At 71.3% G+C, this 20,035-nt stretch carries 19 protein-coding genes; 4 read left to right on the forward strand and 15 right to left on the reverse strand.

The features are described 5' to 3' along the window. Positions 1-11: 11 nt before the first annotated feature. Both ACH4YL_RS26175 and ACH4YL_RS26180 read right to left on the reverse strand, forming a co-directional pair. Entirely contained in the window at positions 12-413 is a 402-nt protein-coding gene (locus tag ACH4YL_RS26175) for a tyrosinase family oxidase copper chaperone (protein ID WP_398509875.1), read from the reverse strand. Between the two features lie 159 nt (positions 414-572). Next, complete coding sequence (locus ACH4YL_RS26180) at positions 573-1,034, reverse strand: hypothetical protein (RefSeq protein WP_398509876.1); 462 nt, start codon at positions 1,032-1,034, stop codon at positions 573-575. A gap of 195 nt (positions 1,035-1,229) precedes the next feature. Between ACH4YL_RS26180 and ACH4YL_RS26185 the strand changes: the two genes are divergently transcribed. Beyond that, positions 1,230-2,495 carry a cytochrome P450 gene (locus ACH4YL_RS26185; RefSeq protein ID WP_398509877.1) on the forward strand — a complete coding sequence of 422 codons (1,266 nt, stop codon included), beginning with the start codon at positions 1,230-1,232 and terminating at the stop codon, positions 2,493-2,495. 16 nt (positions 2,496-2,511) lie between these two features. Here the strand turns inward: ACH4YL_RS26185 and ACH4YL_RS26190 are convergent, their stop codons facing one another. From ACH4YL_RS26190 to ACH4YL_RS26205, 4 genes are all read right to left on the reverse strand, one after another. Then, positions 2,512-3,012: a DUF5949 family protein gene (locus tag ACH4YL_RS26190; protein WP_398509878.1), complete on the reverse strand. Its 501-nt coding sequence runs from the start codon at positions 3,010-3,012 to the stop codon at positions 2,512-2,514. Between the two features lie 44 nt (positions 3,013-3,056). Continuing rightward, positions 3,057-3,683: a DUF4352 domain-containing protein gene (locus tag ACH4YL_RS26195; RefSeq protein WP_398509879.1), complete on the reverse strand. Its 627-nt coding sequence runs from the start codon at positions 3,681-3,683 to the stop codon at positions 3,057-3,059. A gap of 474 nt (positions 3,684-4,157) precedes the next feature. After that, positions 4,158-5,423 (reverse strand): NAD(P)-binding domain-containing protein, encoded by a 1,266-nt coding sequence (locus tag ACH4YL_RS26200; protein ID WP_398509880.1) that lies wholly within the window; start codon positions 5,421-5,423, stop codon positions 4,158-4,160. 15 nt (positions 5,424-5,438) lie between these two features. Further along, entirely contained in the window at positions 5,439-6,581 is a 1,143-nt protein-coding gene (locus tag ACH4YL_RS26205; RefSeq protein ID WP_398509881.1) for an ATP-grasp domain-containing protein, read from the reverse strand. A gap of 248 nt (positions 6,582-6,829) precedes the next feature. Between ACH4YL_RS26205 and ACH4YL_RS26210 the strand changes: the two genes are divergently transcribed. Beyond that, the gene (locus tag ACH4YL_RS26210) at positions 6,830-8,416 is read left to right on the forward strand and encodes a glycoside hydrolase family 26 protein (RefSeq protein ID WP_398509882.1); all 1,587 of its coding nucleotides are present in this window, start codon (positions 6,830-6,832) and stop codon (positions 8,414-8,416) included. A gap of 3 nt (positions 8,417-8,419) precedes the next feature. Here ACH4YL_RS26210 and ACH4YL_RS26215 read toward each other — a convergent pair whose 3' ends face one another. The 9 genes from ACH4YL_RS26215 to ACH4YL_RS26255 form a co-directional block, all read right to left on the reverse strand. Further along, on the reverse strand, positions 8,420-9,565 hold the full coding sequence (locus ACH4YL_RS26215) for a GNAT family N-acetyltransferase (RefSeq protein WP_398509883.1): 1,146 nt from the start codon (positions 9,563-9,565) through the stop codon (positions 8,420-8,422). Then, positions 9,562-10,263: a YveK family protein gene (locus tag ACH4YL_RS26220; RefSeq protein ID WP_398509884.1), complete on the reverse strand. Its 702-nt coding sequence runs from the start codon at positions 10,261-10,263 to the stop codon at positions 9,562-9,564. Before ACH4YL_RS26220 ends, ACH4YL_RS26215 begins: the two co-directional genes overlap by 4 nt. Then, complete coding sequence (locus ACH4YL_RS26225) at positions 10,260-11,402, reverse strand: glycosyltransferase (RefSeq protein WP_398509885.1); 1,143 nt, start codon at positions 11,400-11,402, stop codon at positions 10,260-10,262. The genes ACH4YL_RS26220 and ACH4YL_RS26225 overlap by 4 nt, the downstream gene beginning before the upstream one ends. Beyond that, complete coding sequence (locus ACH4YL_RS26230) at positions 11,399-12,169, reverse strand: polysaccharide deacetylase family protein (RefSeq protein WP_398509886.1); 771 nt, start codon at positions 12,167-12,169, stop codon at positions 11,399-11,401. Before ACH4YL_RS26230 ends, ACH4YL_RS26225 begins: the two co-directional genes overlap by 4 nt. Then, positions 12,159-13,829, reverse strand: a complete 1,671-nt coding sequence (locus ACH4YL_RS26235) for a lipid II flippase MurJ (protein WP_398509887.1) — start codon at positions 13,827-13,829, stop codon at positions 12,159-12,161. Before ACH4YL_RS26235 ends, ACH4YL_RS26230 begins: the two co-directional genes overlap by 11 nt. Further along, positions 13,826-15,193: an O-antigen ligase family protein gene (locus tag ACH4YL_RS26240; protein WP_398509888.1), complete on the reverse strand. Its 1,368-nt coding sequence runs from the start codon at positions 15,191-15,193 to the stop codon at positions 13,826-13,828. Before ACH4YL_RS26240 ends, ACH4YL_RS26235 begins: the two co-directional genes overlap by 4 nt. A gap of 2 nt (positions 15,194-15,195) precedes the next feature. Continuing rightward, the gene (locus tag ACH4YL_RS26245; protein WP_398509889.1) at positions 15,196-16,677 is read right to left on the reverse strand and encodes a sugar transferase; all 1,482 of its coding nucleotides are present in this window, start codon (positions 16,675-16,677) and stop codon (positions 15,196-15,198) included. Then, complete coding sequence (locus tag ACH4YL_RS26250) at positions 16,674-17,870, reverse strand: glycosyltransferase (RefSeq protein ID WP_398509890.1); 1,197 nt, start codon at positions 17,868-17,870, stop codon at positions 16,674-16,676. The genes ACH4YL_RS26245 and ACH4YL_RS26250 overlap by 4 nt, the downstream gene beginning before the upstream one ends. 62 nt (positions 17,871-17,932) lie before the next feature. Next, complete coding sequence (locus ACH4YL_RS26255; protein WP_398509891.1) at positions 17,933-19,045, reverse strand: DUF3344 domain-containing protein; 1,113 nt, start codon at positions 19,043-19,045, stop codon at positions 17,933-17,935. A 260-nt stretch (positions 19,046-19,305) separates the two neighbouring features. On the opposite strand from ACH4YL_RS26255, the gene ACH4YL_RS26260 reads away from it, so the two are divergent. Next, positions 19,306-19,560, forward strand: coding sequence for a chaplin (locus ACH4YL_RS26260; RefSeq protein ID WP_398509892.1), 255 nt, complete (start codon positions 19,306-19,308; stop codon positions 19,558-19,560). A 175-nt stretch (positions 19,561-19,735) separates the two neighbouring features. After that, positions 19,736-20,026: a hypothetical protein gene (locus ACH4YL_RS26265; protein ID WP_398509893.1), complete on the forward strand. Its 291-nt coding sequence runs from the start codon at positions 19,736-19,738 to the stop codon at positions 20,024-20,026. The last annotated feature ends 9 nt before the right edge of the window (positions 20,027-20,035 follow it).

A 20,035-nucleotide genomic window follows, 5' to 3' on the forward strand; every position in this document is an offset into this window, starting at 1 on the left:
CCCCTCCCGGATCAGTGACTGTGCGTGGGGGACATCGCCAGCTGGGCCATGCCCAGATCGTCGACCGCGGCACGGGCCACGTCGCGCAGCGTCGGGAACGACTCGTAGTGGTTGACGAGGCTGAGATAGCTGCCGTCGGCGCGTCGCATCACCTGCAGCGGCCGGCCGTCGATCCGGACCTCGACGCTCGGCGGCCCGGCGGACGCCGCACTGCGGCCCGCGGGCACCATGACGGTGGCGGCGCCTTCAATGTGCCGCCCGCGATACATCTCGGCGAAGTGCTCCAGCTCCCGCGCCCGGGGCCGCACGCTCCCCCTCCGGGCGAGTACGGGCGCGAGGGCGCCAGCCGTGCCGGCGACCACGGCGACGCTGAAGAGCGCGCGCAGTGCGACGCGGCGGGTGAGGATGCGCATGCGTCCGCTCCTTGCGCTGTTCCGGCGTGGCGAGGCCTGTCATGGCAATGCCTGCCGTGGCGATGCCTGCTTCGGAGGGGACAACGACAGTGCGTCCGAAAGGGTTTTGGGCTCTGCCCCCGGGGATGGTGTCCCGAGGCGGAAGCAGGCCTCCCGCGCTCAGCGGAGGAGCAGGCCCGCCGCCGGGTCGCCCACCAGCGACGGAGCGAGCACCGAGAGCTCCGGCAGCACCGGCTCGGGCTGCCCGAACAGCTCGGGACGCGGCGCCGACACCGGCGCGCCCACGTCCGCGCCCGGGCTCGTCACCTTCAGCTCCGACGATTCGGACTGCGCACTGGCCACACCGAGGTTGCCCTCTCCGAGCGGGTTCTCCACCGGCAGCTCGACCAGCGTCCTGGGCAGCTCGCTGGTGAGCGGCAGCTGCGGCAGGATGCCCGCAGGCAGCAGTCGACCGGTGACATGCCGCGGCGCCTCGAACCCGCCGGGCACGGGCACCGGCACGCCGGTGCTCAGCGCGGGGGCCTCCACCGGGACGACCGTCTCCAGGCTCTCCAGCGGCACGTTGACCGGCACCGGCGCGATGGAAGCCGCGGCGGGTGCGACCGCCGCGGCCGAAGCCATGCACGCCATGAATGCAACAAGAGACCCGCGGGTGGTCAACTTCATTGGTACGTACGTCCCCTCTGTGCGCAGAACCTCTGCTGCTCTGCAACAACGAGCCAGATGGCTGAACCAGTGCAAAGTTCGCCTGTCCGCAGCAACGCGGCGGCCGCGTCGGCGCCTCGGCCCCGGTGGCGTGGGCCAGCATGGCCGCCCATGAAGCTCCCGACGCAGGCGTCCGCGACGCCCCCGCCCCGCACGCCGAACGTCGATCTCGCCGATCCGGCGTTCTGGCGGCTGCCACGCGAGGCCCGCCTGGACGCGTTCGCGCAGTTGCGCAGGCTCGACGCGCCTGTCCGTTTCGGCGGCGCGGGCCGTCGCGGTTTCTACGCGCTGGTCAAGCACGCCGATGTGCTGGAGGCGAGCCGGCTGCCACGGCAGTTCGCCAGCGCGCCCGGAGTTACGACGCCGGAGCCGGCGGCCTGGGCTAAGGCCGTGTTCGGCAACTCCATGGTCAACATGGACGGCGCGGAGCACGCCAAGATGCGGCGGATCGTCTCGCGGGCCTTCACACCGCGGCTGCTCGCCGCCGCCGAGGAGGACGTCCGCGAAGTGGCCGCGCGCATCGTCGACGAGATGATCCGCGAACGCCCGGACGACTTCGTGGCGTCCGTCGCCTCGCGGATGCCGTTCGAGGTGATCTGCAATCTGATGGGCATCCCGGAGCATTTCCGTACGGAGATCGCGGAGCGCGTCGATCAGGCGTCGGAGAACGTCGGGGTGAAGCGCGGACTGCGCGCGCGGCTGCGGATGCCGGGGCGCGGTCTGCGGGCGCTGGCCCATATGCAGCTGGTGATGGCGAAGCTGGCCCGCGAACGCCGGCGCCGTCCGACCGGCGATCTCATTTCGGCACTCGTGTGCGCCGATATCGACGGGCAGGCGCTCTCCTCGCGGCAACTCGGCGCGTTCTTCTCGCTGTTGCTGGTCGCCGGAGTGGAAACCACGCGTAATGCGATGGCTCACGGACTGGCGCTGCTGACCGGCCATCCCGATCAGCGCGCCTTGCTGGTGTCCGACTTCGATCGGTACGCGGACGGCGCGGTCGACGAGATCGTGCGCCATTCGACGCCGATCATCCAGTTCCGCCGTACGGTCGCGGCCGAATGCGTCCTGGGCGGACGGGAATTCCGTCCCGGCGACAAGGTGGTGCTCTTCTACGCTTCGGCCAATCGCGACGAAGCGGTCTTCAAGGATCCCGACGCATTCGACATCACGCGGGATCCCAACCCGCATCTCGGATACGGCGGCGGCGGTCCGCACTACTGCCTGGGGTCACATCTGGCGCGGCAGGAGATGAAGGCGCTCTTCCACGAACTGCTCACCCGGCCCCGCGAACTGCGCGCGGTGGGCGCGGCCGATCTGGTCGACTCGAGCTTCGACAACCGGGTCCGCGCACTGCCCTTCGCCTTCGAGACCCGCTGATCCGTCTCTCGCCCGGTCAGCGGCGCAACTTGGTCACCGGCAGCAGCACATGGGCCGCGGTGATCAGCGTCTGCTCGTCGCCGAGGAAGGCCTGGAGCATGTCCTCGGTGACGGGCCTGCCCGGAGCCGCCTGGGGCCACGGGCGGGTCGCGATGATGAAGTGCACATGGCCGCGCGATTCGACGGCGGCCAGCCACTCGCGCGGAGCGGGGCACTGGGCCTTGAGATGCGGCAGGGTGAGAACGGCCTGCTCGGCTTCGACAAGGACCCGAACGGGAGAGTTGAACGAGGCCTGAGTGGCATCGGCCCCGTCGCCCGCCGAGAGCCCGAGTTCCTCGATCATTGCCCGGACGGCCGCCTCGCCGGCTTCGAGGCCGTGGGTTCCGTCGCCGAGCGAATAGGCCAGCAGATACGGCATATCGTGTCCGGCTTCCGGATCGCCGGTCCAGGCGAGCACGGAAATGGTGCCCAACTGGCCGCGCTGAACAGTGTTCTTGGAGCTGGAAGCAGTGGTCATGGCTCGGCACCCTAGTGCCCGGCCGGCCTCTTGGAGCTCATGCGTCACCTGGATGGCTCATGCTGGAGCTGCCAGTTGAGCGAAGTGTTTCCGATCGTGGAATGGAGCCGAACGATCCGTGCGTTCTCCGGTACTTCGAACACCAGCCAGCCCTCCGACTGTTCGCCGACCGTCAACGCGTTCCATTTCAGCGGAAATCCGGTGGTGATCTCGCCGGTCCGGACGGCCGGATAACGTCGTCCGTTCTCGTCCACGACCCAGGCCTTTCCGCCGCTCGCGTCATAGGTTTTGCCGCCGACATTGACCAGAGCTACGTCCACACCGATCCGGCGCTTTCCGGGGCCGGGGCGTTGCGCGGCACGGATGCCGATCGCGGGATCGACATAGCCGCGCACCGAGATCCGCAGATGCTCGCCGAAGGTGCGGCCGCCGAGGTCAACGGCATCGCCGACCAGCGAAACCGCCGCGCCGTCCACAACCTTGCCGTCACCGGCGGTGATGCCACCGCCGTCCACGGCCTTGCCGTCACCGGCGCTGGCATGCGGTGGCCGCGGAGTCCGCTCGGCGGGAACGCCTGCACCGCTCTGACAGGCGGTGACGCCCATCGCGAGCGCGGAAAGCAGCAGCGCCGAAGCTACCTGTCGCATGGGTCCCCTTACGCGCTTTTCCATTGACATGAGACGTTGACATGAGACGTTTTCCGCATCATCACGGCCCGCCAGGCGAATGGCCGACAACCGGCGCGTGTCGTGGCCGCGTGTCGCGGCCGATGTCGCCCGGAGGATCTCACCGGTGTGGGCGACGGGATCGAAAAACCGTTCCTGCCGTACTCCGCGTCCGTACCGCGGCAGTGACCTCGATCCCCGGGCGAGCGTTGGCCGACTTATGGCAAGGACTACAGCGTCTCCTGGATGGCAGCGCGTCCAGACGCCCTCAGCCCCACACCCGACTCAGGTGGGCACGCCCACCGCAAGCAGCCCGATCTACGAACAACTCAGTCGGGAGTGGGCCGCCGCCGGCCGCACCGTGCCGGGCCGGCCCGACCAGGAGTGGAACCGGCTCTCCCGTTTCCCGTCGCAGTCGGGGGGCGCGGCGGACGTGCTCCCCGCCCCTCCGCCGCGCCGGGGCTGGCTCCACGACCGGAGCTAACTCCGGGGCTCAGCACGCTCCTCGAATGCCGGAGCCGCAGGTCGCGGCATCGGTGCCGGTGCCGCGCGCCCGCGCAGCCGGCTCCGCACCCCTGCCACCAGCCGGCGCGCCGTGAACGTCGCGCCGTGAACGAACCGCATCGAAGGACCGAAGGAGGGCGCCGTCAGCAGACCCGCGAAGAACAGCCCCGGATACGAGGACTCGAAGCCCGCGCTCAGCTCCGGCGCGCGGCTGCCGCCGACCGTCCCGACCGCCTGCCGCAGCGCGGCGTCGAGCAGCCGCAGCCGGTCGAGGTCCGGCGTGAAGCCGGTGGCCGCGACGACATGGTCCGCGTCGAGGACCGGTGCGCTGCCGTCGCGGGCGTTCAGCGCGAGCCGTACGCGCCCGCCGCGGATCTCCGCGCTGTGCAGGCTGTGCCCGAGGAGCGCGGGCACGCGCCGCTCGTAGCGCTCCCTGAGCCACCACGCGCCCGCCGGACCGAGCGCCGTGCTCGCGATGCGCTCGCGTGTCGCGGCGGGCAACTTCCGTACGGCCCAAGGGATTTCGGACCAGGCCCAACTGGTCCAGCCCGTGCCGAGGCCGCTGTGCGGGGTGCGGAGCGAGCGCAGCAGGCCGCGTCCGAGGGGCTCCGGCACGGCGTTCCAGTTCAGCCGGTCCGTACGGGCCACCAGCCGCGGGCGCGCGCCCTGTTCGGCGAGCAGCGTCGCCGTCTCCAGCGCCGCCTGGCCCGCCCCGACGACGGCGACGTCCTTGTTGCGGAAAGGGCCGAGATCGGCGTGGCCGCTGCTGTGCGAGCAGTACTCCGCGGGCAGCCAGGCCAACCGCTCGGGAACGCGGACGAACGGCATGACACCCACGGCGAGTACGACCGTCCTGGCGCGGATGCTCTCGCCTTCCGCCGTCTCGACACGGAAGCCGTCGGCGACGGGCGCGACCAGCGTGACGGTCTGCTCGTCGACGGCCGGGACCGCGCGCTCGGCGAACCACATGCCGTAGTCGGTGAAGGTGCCGATCGGCAGCGGGCGGCCGTGGACCGCCTCGAAGCCGCGGACCTCGCTGAACTGATCGAGCGTATGGTCACCGGCCGGGTCGGAGAGATTCGACGACCAGGGCTCGGACTTGAGGAACATTCCGTCCGGCATGTGGTCGCGCCAGGACGCCATGGTCCTGCCGAAGACCCTCAGACTCATGCCCGCCGCGGCGGCGTGCGCCGCGATCGACAGTCCGTACGGGCCCGCGCCGATCACTGCCACGTCGTACATGGTCGCTCCTTCGCGTCAGGGCTTTGAGATCAGGGCCGGGGCACCCGGTCGGACGGGACGCACGGCGCGGGCGCCTTTGAGCAGGCCCCGTCCCAGCCAGGCCCGTGTCATGGCGAGGAACGGCAGCGGATCGTCGCCCGCGAACCAGGCGGTCTCCACGCCGCGCGCCGCTCCCACGACCGTCGGTCTCCCCCGGCGCGCGGACGCGGCCGCGGAGAGCAGCGCGTAGTTCTCGGCGACGAAGACCCTTCCCGGTCTGCCGACCGGGCTCGGCACGCGCTGCCCGGTGAGATCGAGGTAGAGCGCCCGTACGACATCGAGGCCGTGCCGGTCCGTGAAGAGCCGGAACTGCGCGCCGGGCCGCGGATTGACGTCGAGCAGCTGGTACGTGCCTGCCGCCTCGTCCCGACGGAAGTCGAGGTCGAGGATGCCGCGGTAGCCGACCTCGGAGACCAGCCGCAGCGCCGCCGCCTCCACCTCGGCGTTGTGCTGCCAGCGGCCCACCGCGGTAAGACCCGTACGCGTCGGCCAGGACAGCTCCTTGCGTCCGCAGCCGCCGAGCAGACAGCTGGGTGCGCCGTCGTTTCCGGCGGAGAAGCAGCCGTGGAAGAACCAGTCGGTGTCCGGCGCGTCCGGCAGATAGCGCTGGAGGAGCAGTCGGCTGCCCGCGAGTTCGGTCTTCTCGTAGAGGCGGCGGGCGTCCTCCGGCGCTTTCACCAGGGTCGTACTGCGCAGTCCGGTGCCGGCGGCGAGCAGCCAGGGGCGGCTCCACTTCGCCACCAGAGGCAGTCCGAGCTGCCGTACGGCCGCCGCCGCGTCGGACGGGCTGTCCGGGACGACGGTCAGCGGGTGCGCGATGCCCGCCTGCGCGCACAGGCCCGCGAGTTCGGCCTTGTCGGCGAGGCGTCTCGGCAGGTCGGCCGGCTGCTTCGGAACCAGGAACCGGTCGGCGAAGCTGGGCGCGAGCGCGGCGGTGAGAATGGCGCCGAGGTCGTCCATGGCGATCAGCACGGCCGGTCTGCCGATCCGGTCCGAGACGCGGAGCAGTATCTGCGTGAGCGCTTTTGGACCGATGTCTCCCGGCGGCCGGAAATGGGCCCGGTGCAGATAACGGGAGCGTACGACCGGGCTGTCGGCCGCCTCGACCACGGCATGCACTTCGACTCCCGCGCGCCCCAACGACCTGACGGCTCCCAGGGTGCCGTGGTGAAAGGGATTTCGGTCGAGTCGAAGCACAAGAGCGGGAACCCCGGCATCGAACGGTGGCATCAACGTCACAACTTTCACCTGGATGGTCCTGAAGAGCGCGTCCCATGTCGCGAATGGCCTACTGACGAGCTTTCAGACAACTCATTAGTAAGACTTTCTGCCTACTGTCGTGTACCTCGCGACCTTTAGGAGGAGTCATGCACCGACGGCGCCGACTCACCGGCACCCGCATCGGGACCGTTGCCGCCAGTCTCCTCGTGACCATCGGCGCATTCGGCGAACAGCGCGCGGGCGCGACCGCCGACGACGACGGGAATCCGAGTCCGCCGGCTGCCTCATCGGTCGCGATGGGTGCGTATCTCCATTACGGCCCGTCGGGCGTGCTGCGCATGGAGGAACTCTCGCACTGGCTCGGCGGCACGGAATTGAAGGTCGGTCACACATATCTGCCGGGTGACCTCTGGAGCAATATCGAAGGCGGGCCGCAGTTCCTCGACGCCTGGGCCCAGTGGCGGCGCGCCGCGGACGACCGGCTGTTCGTGCTCAATGTGCCCATGCAGGAGCGGAACGAGGGCCGCGTCCCGGACGCCGAGGTGCGGCAGCTGCTGAAGGCCGGGTCCGAGGGACAGTTCGATCACCACTTCCGGAATCTGGCCAGTCGGCTGGTCGGCCTGGGCGTACCGGACACGGTGATCGTGCTCGGCTGGGAAATGAACGGCACCACCTACACGCATCGCTGCGGCCCCGACCCCGAATCCTGGAAGGTCTACTGGAGACGCATTGTGGCGGCCATGCGTTCGGTTCAGGGGCAGCAGTTCCGCTTCGATTTCGCACCGAACCGCGGTACGGACGCGGTTCCGTGGACCGAGTGCTATCCCGGCGACGACGTCGTGGACATCATCGGGATGGATTCGTACGACCAGGGTCCCGGCCGGACTTTCGACGAGCAGGTCACGACTCCGTACGGGTTGCAGAAACAGATCGACTTCGCGGCCGCCCACAACAAGGCGATCTCGTATCCGGAGTGGGGACTGTTCCGGAACGGCGACAACCCCGAATACATGCGTGGCATGCTCGATTGGATCGACCGGCACAAGCCGCTGTATCAGACCATCACAGACTACTGTCCGCATGGCGTCTGGCAGTGTGATGACAACCCCAAGTCGTCGAGAGTCTTTCGCTCGTGGCTGTTCGCGAAACCGACGCCGCCGATGATTCCACCGGTTGTTCCGCCGGTCATTCCGCCGGTGACTCCGCCGGTCGTGCCCGTGCCCGTGCCGGTGCCGAAGCCGCCGGAGAAGCCGGTGGAGAAGCCGGTGGAGCCGCTGGAGCCGGTGCCCACGTCGCCGAGCCCCGTGGCGACGCCGACGCCGAAGCCGCAGGAGCCGGCACCGGTGCCGCAGCCGCCGAGCCCGGTCGCGAAGCCCTCGCCGAAACCGACACCCACGCCCACGCCCACACCGGTCGAGCCGACGCCGGTTCAGACACCGGTTCAGACACCGGTTCAGACACCGGTCGAGCCGACGCCGGTGCCGCCGAAGCCAACACCGACGCCGACGGTGCAACCGACACCGCAGCTGCCGAGCCCGGCCGTGAAGCCGACACCGACACCGACGCCCACTCCCACCGCGCCCGAACCTCTGCCCGAACTGAACTCCCTCCGCTGGTGCATCCCCGTGAACATCAGCGACTGGCTCGGGCAGTGGCTCGCCGAAGACGAGCTCTGCTTCACGATCCCCTGGCCGCCCAGCTGGCTCATGCCGGGCGCCGAGGAGGACGACTAGGGCCTAGCGGGACGCCGTCGCCCGCAGGTCCTTGAGGCGGTCGCGCCACACCCGTGCCTCCGGGAACCGGCTGTTCACCGCCCCTGCCGCGCGGTCGCGCCAGTCCGAGCGTGCGGCGTGCAGGCGCAGCGCCGGTTCGAGCGCGGCCGGAGCCATCAGGAGCCGCTGGTTGGTGACCGCCTCCGGGCGCCAGTGGTTCTTGTACGACTCCTTTCCGCGCAGCAGGCTCACCACCCGCCGGCCGGTGCTCGCCGCGTGGTTCGCGTCATGACGCAGCAGCATCGTCGCGACGTCGACTTTCTTGTCCCGGAGTTCCGGGTGCGCGCCGTACAGGTATCCGCCCGTCAGATGGCCCGACAGCAGTGCCACATTCACCGCCACCACCTCCCCGTCCAGCCGGTACTCGGTGAGCGCCGCGTCTCCGTCGCGCACCATCCGCCGGGTCGCCCGCTTCAGATGCGCGGCGAACCGCGGTCTGATGTGCTCGACCGTCACTCCGCGGCCCCGCCACTGGAGTTCGTGCAGCCGCAGCAGTCGGTCGACGGCTCCGGGCACCTCGTGCTCCAGCACCCGGTAGTCCTCGATATTCAGCGCGTCGATCTTGCGCAGCTTGGCCCGTACGCGCTGGGCCCGGCTGGTCGACAACCGCTTGACCAGCTCGTCCATCGGCGCGGCAGGCAGCTCCAGACAGACCGAGTCCGTGAGCCGGGCCCGGGCTCCGGTCCAGGTCTCGTACAGCCGCTCGGCCGCGGCTCCGGGCCGTACTTCGCGCAGATCGATCACCGCAAGGCGCGCGGCGCGCTGCAGTCCCCGTGCGAGCGCGGCGATCGCGCAACCTGCGTGGGCGTCTTCCACGAGGATGTCGCCGTAGTCGGAGATCGGCCCGCCCAGCGACACGAGCAGCGGCATCGGCCGGTGCACGAGCATCAGCGGCGCGGCGGCGACCAGCTGTCCGTCCCGGCGTACGAGGACGATCCGCAGCTTGCCCGCCGACCCGTACGAGAGCCACCAGGAGTCCAGCCAGGAGTGGTTCTGGAACGGCGTTGCGGTGGCGCAGCGGCGCTGCAGTGCGTCCCACTCGGGCCGCAGCCGGGCGAAGTCGCGCGGATCGCGGCACAGCGTGACGGCAAGACTCGGCCGCCCGCTCACACCCGCTCCCTTTCACTCGCCGCCGGTTCCGGCGACGCGGCCGGTGCGGGCACGGTGGTGACCACGGTCCGGTGCGGACGCCTCGGCCGTACGAGCAGGATCAGGCCGCCGATCAGACCTCCGCCGCTCGCGCCGACGGCCGCGCTGAGCCGCGCGGACGGCGAGACGGGTTGAGTGGGCGGGATGGCCTGCGAGAAGCTGAGCAGCTGGACGCCGGTGTTCTTGGCCACCTGATTGCTGCTCACGAACACGGCGTCGGCGACCGCGTTGGCGATGTCCGCGGCCTTGCGGGGCCGGGTCGCCGTGCCGGTGATCGCGATCATCGGCGAGTCCGGGGAGGTCTCGGTCCGGACGTGTTTGCGCAGGGTCTTCGCGGGGACTTTGGCGGCGACGCGGGCGTACGCGATCGTCGAGTCGCTGGTGGCGATCCGGCCGTACGCCTGCGCGAAGCCGAGTGCCGCGCCGGGCTGGGCGTCCTTCGCCGGGACGGCGACGACATAGCTGGTGGCCGCGTACTGGGGCGGCGCGAGCACGCCGTACGCGGCTCCGCCGACCGCGCCGACGAGTACGCAGACGGGCAGCGGCCACCAGCGGGGCAGGAGGGTGAACTTGGCACGGGGTCGGCTTGTCCGTACGGGGCCGGTGGGCTCGGCGGACTCGTCGGGCTTGGCGGGCTTCTGCGCGGGCGACTTGGTCATCGGCTTGCTCTCCTGGTGGAGGGGGTGGTGGTGAGGGCGTGCGCGTAGACGTCCATGAGGCGCGCGCCGCTGCGCGCGATGTCGTAGTGGGCGACGGCCGGAGGCGGCGGCAGACGCTCGGCTCCGGCCGCCGTGAGCTGCCGCAGGGCCGCGGTCAGCTCTTGTGTCGTCGCTGCCCGGCCGGCCGCGCCGACCCGCCGTGCGCCCGGTGCCTGACGACCCGGCAGATCGTCGACGGCCGGGCACGCGCCGTGCAGTACGGGCAGCCCGGCGGCCAGCGCCTCGATCACGGCCAGACCGAACGCCTCTTCCCGGGACGCCGAGACGAAGACGTCCATCGCGGACAGCAGCGCCGGGACGCCCAAGTCACCCTGTGCGTCGCACTCGCCGAGAAGGCGGACCCGGTCCGCCGCTCCCAGCTGCGCGGCGAGCGTGCGCAGCGCGGTCAGCTCGGGCCCGTCGCCCGCGAGCAGCAGCCGGGCGCCGGGCAGCGCGGCGACCGCACGGACGAGCACGTCGAAGCGTTTGCCGGGTACGAGCCGGCCCACGCCGCCCACCACCAGCGCGTCGGGCGGGATGCCGAGCCGGGCGCGGGTGGCGCTGCGTTCGCCGGCGTCGAAGCGGAACCGGGCGGCGTCGATTCCGTTCGGTACGACATGGATGCGCCCGGCCGGCACGCCCCAGGCGCGCAGCCTCGCCGCGACGGTGTCGGAGACGGCGACCGTCGCCGAGCCGAGCCGCTCGGTACCGAGATACAGCGCGCGCGTCGGCCGGGTGAGCGGCCGGCCCTCGATCTCCGCCTGCCCCAGCGAGTGTTCGGTGGCGACCGTGGCGCGTACGCCGGCCAGCCGCGCCGCGATCCGGCCGTACACGCACGCGCGGTACAGATGTGTGTGGACGAGGTCGTACGCGCCGCGCCGGATCAGCCGGACCAGCCGGGGCACGGACCCCAGGTCCCGGTTTCCGCCTATCCCGAGGTGGGTCACGCGCACCCCGTCGGCGCGCAGGCCTTCGGCGACCGCTCCCGGATTGGTCAGCGTCACCACGTCGCAGGTGACCGGCAGCTGGCGCAGCAGCAGCCGCAACTGCTGCTCGGCGCCGCCGACACCGAGCCCGGTGATGATGTGAAGCGCCTTCACCGCAGGCGCCGTTCCATGACATGCCGTTCCACGGAGTGCCGCAGCCGCTTCACGCTCAGCCGTACGGCCCGGTCGGCCTGGCTGATGTGCGTACGCGGCAGTGTGTGGAGGTCCGCGAGCGCGCCGGGGCGGATCGCGCAGCCGTACGCGTATCCGGCCTCGCGCACCGCGCCGGCCACTCGCGCGTCGACCGTGCCGTACGGATAGCAGAAGCCCGCGGGCGCGGTTCCGGTGATCTCCCGCAGCAACTCCCGGCTGCCGCACGTCTCCTGCCGCAGCGTGTCCTCGTCGAGGCCGGTCAGATCGCGGTGCAGCAGCCCGTGCGAGCCGATCTCCATCCCGGCCGCGGCGGCGGACCGGATCCCGTCCTTGGTCAGCAGCGGCCGGCGCGGGCCTTCCGGATCCCATTCATTGCTGCCGCCGGGCCTGCCGGGCAGCACGAACAGGGTCGCCGTGCAGCCGTGACGGCGCAGCACCGGCAGCGCCGCGTCGACGAAGTCGGTGTAGCCGTCGTCGAAGGTGAGACCGACGAGTCCGCGGGCCCGGCCGCGGCCCTCGGCGTGGGCGCGCAGCAGGGTGCCGACGGCGACTCCGGTGAGACCGCGGCGGCGCAGCAGGCCGAGCTGGAGGTCGAGCCGGTCGCGGGAGACGGTGATGCCGTACGGGTCGTGGTCCGGGTCCGCCACCGAGTGGTACATCAGGATCCACGGCAGGGCGGGAGGCGGGGTGGTTGTGACGGGGTGACGTGTCGATGTGTCAGCGGTCATGACGGATCCTCTGTCGGATAAGAGCCAGCAGATGGACGACCTCCGGGGCTCTGACGGCGAGCCCCGTGACGGTGAAGACGGCCGGTACGAGCAGACATCCGGTGGCGGCGCTGAGCAGCGGATCGGCCACCAGGGGCGCGGCCAGCCAGCCCGCCGTCCCGGCCGCTGTCGCGGCCAGGGCCAGCCGGCCGAGCGCGGCGCTGATCGCCCGCACCTCGATCGCGACCACGCGCGACCCGAGACCGCTGAGCAGCAGGAGCGCGGTGGTGGTGATCCCGGCGGCGTTGGCGGCGGCGATTCCGTGGACGCCCCAGTGCCCGACGGCCGCCGCGCCCGCGACCGTGGTGACGGCCAGGCCGGCGGCCATCGCGACGGCCGGGTACCAGGTGGGCCGCCCGGAGGAGAAGAACGGCCGCCCCAGGGCCCCGACCAGACAGTGGCCGAGCAGCCCGGTCGCGTACACCCGCATGACCGTCGCCGTGGTCTCGGTGTCCTGAGCGTCGAAGGCACCGCGCTCGAAGAGGACCTCGATGATCTGGTGCGCGTAGCCGAGTACGAGTGCGGTGCCGAGCAGCACGACCATGCCCGCCAGCGCCAGATCGAGCTCGACCCGGCGCCGGGCGCGTTCGCGGTCGCCGTCGGCCATGGCCTGCGCGACCACCGGGAAGGTGACCGTGCAGATCATCAGCGACAGCACCATCGGCATCTGCGCGACCTTCTGCGCGTAGTTGAGGTGGGAGATCGCGCCACCGGGCAGGGAGGAGGCGAGAAAACGCTCGACGAGGACCTGGGACTGCCGGCTGACGGCGAACAGGACGACGGGCGCGAGGACGGCGAACCCGAGGTGGGGAGCGGCGCTCTTGCGGCGCTTGCCGAGCAGCGGGGACCAGGTCACCCGGCGGAGAAACGTGGGCAGTTGGGCCAGCACCATCAGCAGCCCGCCGACGGCGACACCGGCCGCGGCGGCGCGCACGCCCCACACGGAGTGCAGGGTGAGGGTGGTCGCGATGATGCCGAGGTTGTACGCGACATAGACGCCGGCGGGCGGCAGGAAACTGCCGTGGGCGCGCAGGGCGGCGCTGAAGTATCCGGCGATGCCGAAGGTGAGCACGGTCAGTGCGGTCAACCGGGTGCAGTCGACGGCCAGTTGCGGATCGCCGAATCCGGGAGCCAGGATCCGCACGACGAGCGGCGCACAGAGCATCAGCAGCACGGCGGCACAGGCCAGCGACACGAACAGCCGCGGCAGCGTGGCCGCGACGAGGGCCCGTACGGGGTCGAGCGAGCGCCCGCGGGCGGCGGCCCGCCGAGCCAGCGCATGGCTGAACGCGGGCACGAGCAGCAGCGCCATCGCGTCCTCGATCAGCAGCGTGGACGCCATCTCGGGCACGGTCCAGGCGATCAGGAAGGCGTCGCTGTCGACGCTGGCCCCGAAGATCTGCGCGATGGCCTGGTCCCGCACCAGCCCGAGGAGCGCTCCGACGGCGGTGACCCCGGCGGTGACGGCGGCGGCGCGGGCGAGAAAGTTCCCCAGCGGCGGCTGCTGCTGCAGCGGGGGTCGGGGGATGGAGTGCCCGGTTTCGGGAAGCGGCGGGGCGGGGGCCGCCTCCGAAGTCGCGGCTCCGCCGCGCGGGCCCGCCGCGGGCGACCAGTCGTTCACGCGGACTTCGCCCCGCCCGGCGCTGCGAACGCCCACCAAGCCCCCAGCCCCAGCACCACACCGGTGAGCACCGTCGAAGGCCCGCCGATGTCCGCGTACAGGAAGTCCACCGTCTGCCAGACCATCAGCCCGACGGCCACCAACCCGCAGTCCCCCGCCGCACGCCGGCCGCTCCTCAGCACCCGCCGCACTCCGCCCACCAGCACCGCCGCCCAGCTGCCGACGAACGCGGTGACGCCGATCAGCCCCTGTTCGCTGAGCACGAGCAGATACATGTTGTGCGGCGACAGCAGCGGCTGCTTCTGGAAGACCTGGCCCGCGCCGGCGGTGTCGCTGCCCGCGGAGAGTCCGATGGAGGCATGGGCGTCGCGGTGCGCGGGGAAGCCCTTGAGGCCGACGCCGGTGACCGGCTCCTCGCGCCACATGCTCGCCGCCGCCGCCCACATCGTGTACCGGTCGGTCACCGACTGGTCCGGCGCCTCGGTCACTTCGGTGATGCTGCTCAGCCGCTGCGAGATCATCTCGGAGCCGACACCGAAGCCACCCACGAGCACCACAGCGGCCGCGGTCAGCACGGCCAGCGCGCGCACCGCCGTCCGCACGCCGGTCAGCAGGATCACCGCCAGAGCGGCAATCGCCGTCGCGATCCACGCCCCGCGGCTGAAGGACAGCGCCAGCGGCACCACCAGCACCGCCGCCGCGGCGACCGCGATGGCCCGCAGCCGCCGCGAGGTCCCCTCGGGCGCACGCAGCGCGAGCGCGGCCGCCGCGAGCAGTCCGTACGAGACGACCGTCGCCATCCCCATGACATCCGTGGGCCCGAACGTGCCGACCGCTCTGATGTCCTCGCCCATGTAGGACGCGCCGGTCCCGCTCACGTACTGCTGGATGCCGATCGCGCCCTGCACGAGCGCGAGCGCCACGAGGCAGCACGCGACGACGCGGAAGTCGCGGGCGTCGCGGATGCTCAGCACGACGGCGGCCGGCACCAGCACGAAGACCTGCAGATAGCGGACGTAGCCCGGCAGGCCGGCCTGCGGATCCGCCGCGGTGATCGTGGCGACGGCGAACCCGACGGCCGGAGCGCCGAGGACGACGGCGACGGCCGGCGTCAACGGCCGCGCCCTCAGGTGCAGTACCCGCACCAGGCAGAAGACCACCAGTACGCCCGACGCGACATCGGCCGGCACGAAGCCGCCGGAGCCCGCCCGGCTGCCCGCCGGCAGCGGGGCCGCCAGCAGCAGCACGGTGGCCGTCAGCGGCAGCAGCGGCCACCACCGGACCGCGGCCCGGCGGACGCGCTCGTACGGCGCCTCTTCCGAAACGGCGGACTCCGCGGACGTCGCGGTCCACGTGGCGGTCATCCTCAGCTGCCTCCGAGCCGGAGCAGGGAGGCCGCGGTCCGCGCGAGGATGCACACGTCCTGCCAGACCGACCAGGTCTCGATGTAGTGGTTGTCGAAGCGGGCGCGCTCCTCGATGGAGGTGTCGCCGCGCAGGCCGTTGATCTGCGCGAGCCCGGTGATGCCGACGGGCATCCGGTGGCGAGCGTGGTAGCCGGGATGGGTGTGGCTGAACTTGGCGACGAAGTAGGGCCGTTCGGGCCGCGGGCCGACCAGGCTCATGTCACCGCGCAGTACGTTCCACAGCTGAGGCAGCTCGTCCAGCGAGGTCCGGCGCAGCAGACTGCCGGTGGCGCTCATGCGCCGGTCGAGCGCGACGCTCCAGCGCGTGGCGGACTCGTGCTCGTCGGCGGGGCTGATCGTACGGAACTTGAGGAGCACGAAGGACCTTCCGTCCAGGCCGATGCGCTCCTGCCGGAAGATGACGCCGGGACCGTCGGCGATCCGCACGGCGAGTGCGCACACGGCCATCACGGGTGCCGCCGCGACAAGGACGAACGCCGTGAGCAGCGTGTCGATGGCCCGCTTGACCGCGCGGGCCACGGGCCGGTGCAGCCCGATGTGCAGCGGCTGTACGGCCAGTCCCCACAGGTGGTCGGGGCCCGGCAGCCGCCGAGACGTGACGCCCGCCGCCGCGCCGCCGTCGACCAGCCAGACCCGGCAGCCGTGGTCGGCGAACAGCCGGACGAACGCCGCCGTTTCGGCATCGGCCTCGGGCGGCTGGACGAAGACGGCGTGCCGGACGGTGTTCTGGATGACCGCGCGGCTGACGTCCTGAGGCGTGGCGAGCACGGGCAGCGACACGGCGTCCTGCTGAGTCACCACCTGCGCGGGCCCGGGGTCGACCTGGCCGACCGGCCGCATTCCGTACTCGGCGTGGTCGTACAGCGCCGCGGTCACCTGCGCGGCGAGCGGCCCGCGCCCGACGACAAGCGCCGACTCCGGCCTGCGTACGGCCACCGAGCGCCGGTAGCGGTACACGGCGGCCCGCGCACCGCAGCACAGCACGGCCTGCGCGGCGACGGCCATGGCCACCGCTGTCCAGCCGACCGCGAACCCGGAGTGGTACGCACCGAGCGCCTCCGCGACGGCCACCCATTGCAGCAGCGCGAGTGCGCCCAGCACGGGCAGTTCGCCGAGCGCCGACGGTGACAGGCTCGGCCGGTACAGGCCGCGGCAGGCGTGCGCCGCCGGCTGGGCCACCACGAGCAGCGCGAGTACGGGCCAGGGCCAGGGCAGCGGCGGCACCACGGCGACGGTCAGCGCCAGTGCGAGGACGTCGGCGGCTAGCAGCCCCGCCGCCGCGTCCCACCGGCCGGCACTGCGCGGGCCCAGAGGCGCGGCCCGGCGAGCGGTGGCCCTGCGGGGCGGGTGGATCGACGGAGCCGGGCGCTGCACGGCTGTCGCGTGGGCGGTGTGGGGCGCTGGAACACTCTCCGTCGTCATGGCGTGCGCTTCCTCGTCATGGGGTGGGGCGAGTCCAAAAGGTCCTGGTAGAGGCCGGAGACTGCGGTTGCCGTCGTCCGTACGTCGCAGGTCGCCCGGGTGTGGGACTGCGCCTGGCGGCCCAGTTCGTCACGGAGCTCCGGTTGTGTGAGCAGCCGGGTGAGCGCCGCCGCGAGTGCCTGCGGATTGTCCGGCGGTACGAGGCCGAACTCCTCGTGCCCGGGCGGCAGGCTCTCCCGCGCGCCGCTGACGTCGGACACGACGACGGGCCGTCCGCAGGCCATGGCTTCGAGCGGCGCGAGGGCCATGCCCTCCCAGCGCGAGGGGAGGACAACGACGTCCGCGGCGCGCAGCCAGGGCCTGGTGTCCCGGCTCTCGCCGACGAACAGCACGCTCGGCGGCGCGAGTTGCGTCAGCTGCTCGCGGTCCGGGCCGTCTCCGACGAGTACGAGCCGGGCCTCGGGCACCCCGGCGCGCACCTGTGGCCAGGCGCGCAGCAGAATGTCCTGGCCCTTCTGGCGGCACAGCCGTCCGACGCAGACAACCAGAGGCATCGTGGCGGGGAACCCGTTCAGCTGCGGCAGCCCGGCCCGTGCGCTCGCGCGGCCCGCTCCGTCGTCGGGGCCCGCTCCGTCGTCCGGGCCGAAGTGGCGCAGGTCGATGCCGTTGCGGATGACGGCCCAGCGGGCTGCGATCCCGGCGTTCTCTCCGGCCTGCCGCTCGGTCTCGCTGACGCACAGCGTCCTGGTGCTCCAGCGGGTTCCGTACCGCTCCCACTTCAGCGCCAGTTCGGCGGTGCGCCCTTCCACCGCGTCGAAGGACCAGGCGTGCGGCTGGAAGACGGTGGGCACCCGGCCGCGAACGGCGAGCCGGGCGACGAGTCCCGCCTTGGCGCTGTGCGCGTGCACCAGATGCGGACGGCTGCGGCGGATCAGCCGGGCCGCGGTCAGGAGTTCTGTGGCCAGCCTGGGGCCGGGCGCCCGCACGGCGGGCCAGGCGAGTACGCCGGCTCCGGCAGCGGCTGCGTCGGCGGCCAGCGCGCCGCCCGGCGGGCAGGCGACAACTGGGCGGAATCCCTCCGCGGCCTGAGCGCGGACCAGGTCGGTGACAACGCGTGCGACTCCCCCTTCCACCGGCTGAACCAGATGGAAAATCGTCAGTTGGGTCGGCTCAGTCCAACTTCTGTGCGGCACGTGCGGCTCTCTTCGGACGTGGACTGTGAATCTGGCTCGGGCGAGCAGCGCCGGGTGGGAATTCAGCCGCGGGAGTCTGCCTGCAGGAAGAGAACGCCGAGGAAGTATCCAAGGTTTTCGGCGTTGAACCGGAAATTCAGAGTGCTGCCGCCGGCGCCGAGGGCGGGCTTGATGTCGAACACGTCGGAGTCGTATCCGAGGGTGTTCACATGCGCGGGTTGTCGTTTGATCGCCGGGCTTCCGGCGGTGCTGATGGTGGAATTCATGACGTCGGACACGGGATTGGCGGAGTTGGTGAGAGCCAGCGCCTTGCCGGTGCTTCCCACTGCGCCGCCGGATGCGGTGACGCTGACCGAGTCGCCCTTCGCGCCGCGGTCTCCGTCGTACGAGACAACACCGGCGCGCCCGCCAGCGCCCGCAGGAATGCGCAGCCCGCTCAGGCTGAGCTGCTGGCTCTTTCGATCGGCGTCGAGCGTCTCGAACCCGTCCCAGACCGAGATGTGGCGCAGCGGTTCCGCGCTGTTCTCGTACGCGACGACCAGCGTCCAGCCGCCCCATGAGCCGACCTTCGAATGCCCCATGGCCACATTGATCTGGGCGACGGTGTACAGGCCCGAACCGCTCTGGCGGACGAGCGGAGTGATGTCGGCGGAGGCCTGGTAGGCATCGCTGCCGTCCGCGGTGCGGTGCGCGACACGGGTGTCGGCCAGGACTTCCTGGTACCGCCCGCCGGGCTCGGCAATCAGCACCCGGCCGTTGTCCTTGGGCGGTTTCTGCTCGCCGACCCGCAGGTTTCCGCCCCAGTACAGCCGGGCGTACCGCACACGGGAGTTCTCCGGCAGGGTCAGTTCCGCGCGGCTGGAGTTGTACGTGTTGGGGTCGTTGTCGAGGTCGACGTAGAACATGTCGTAGTCGCTGTTTGCTCCGTCGGCTCCCGAACGGATCGCGGAACACGAAGCGGCAGAGGGGGACTTCGGGGTCCGGCAGGTGATCGCGGAATTGGCGGCGCGGACGATCCCGCCGTGATGCACGGCCTGATAGCGCTGAGTGAACGGAATTCTGGGTGATTCCTGCGGGCCCTGGGCGGCCGCGGCAGGAAGTGGAGCGATCGAAAGCGCCGCCAGAAGCATCGCTCCCAGGGCACCTCGCAAAGCGAAGCCCGTCGACTTCGACATGACTGGCTCTCCATGCTCGAACAACATGACAAAAGCAGGAGTGCACTTTGTCAGAAAGCTAGTTGGAAATCACGTCAGACTCGCGCGTACCGCCATCTGGAGTCAACGCACGCGGCGGCCTTGCCCACCTGGCCTCCAGGGCCGCCCGCATGCCGTCGGAGCTCCTTCGGGAATAGCCCATCGAGTGATCGCGCACATCCCTTTCGCGGACGGGTCGTTAACCATGTGCTCCATTGTTGATCCCGAGAGGAATATTCGTGATGAAGAGCTTCGTCAAGGCTGGTGCCATTGCCGTTGCCGGTGCCACCGCACTGATGGGCGGCGCGGGTGCGGCTGCCGCGAGCGACGACGGTTCCGGCGCCTCGGCCAAGGGCGTGGCCGCCCACTCGCCGGGCGTTCTCAGCGGCAACCTGATCCAGGTTCCGGTGAGCGTGCCCATCAACCTCTGCGGCAACACGGTCAACATCGTCGCGCTGCTGAACCCGACCTTCGGCAACGCCTGCGTGAACCGCTGACCGGGACCTGTCCCGGACCACCCGCGCGACATCGGCCGGAGGGGCCGCCATCCGGCTCCTCCGGCCGACTAGCGGGTGATACGAGAAATCCGGCAGGGGTTTCTCACATGGCGAGGTGTCGTTACCCATGACGACGGAGGCGACCAACGCCTCCGGAAGAAAGGGATGCGAAACCATGAAGTACACGAGGGTTGCCGCGATCATCGTCGGCTCGGTGGCGGCGATGGGAGCGGCGTCTCCCGCACTCGCCGCGACAACCGCGCCCATGCCCCCCATGAGCCTCAACGGCGGCCTTGCTGACACCCTCCCCTCGGCGCCGCTGCCGAACGGCAGCGAGAGCGTGGTGACCGATGCCGCCGACACCGCGATGAATCTGAACAACATCAAGGGCGACGTTCCGCAGCAAGTGCTCAAGACGGCCGCCGGGCTCACACCGCTGCTCGGCGGGGTCGAACTCGGCGGCTGAACCCGCTCC

Origin of the sequence: Streptomyces sp. NPDC020681, from assembly GCF_044334895.1 — a bacterium.
GTDB lineage: Bacteria > Actinomycetota > Actinomycetes > Streptomycetales > Streptomycetaceae > Streptomyces.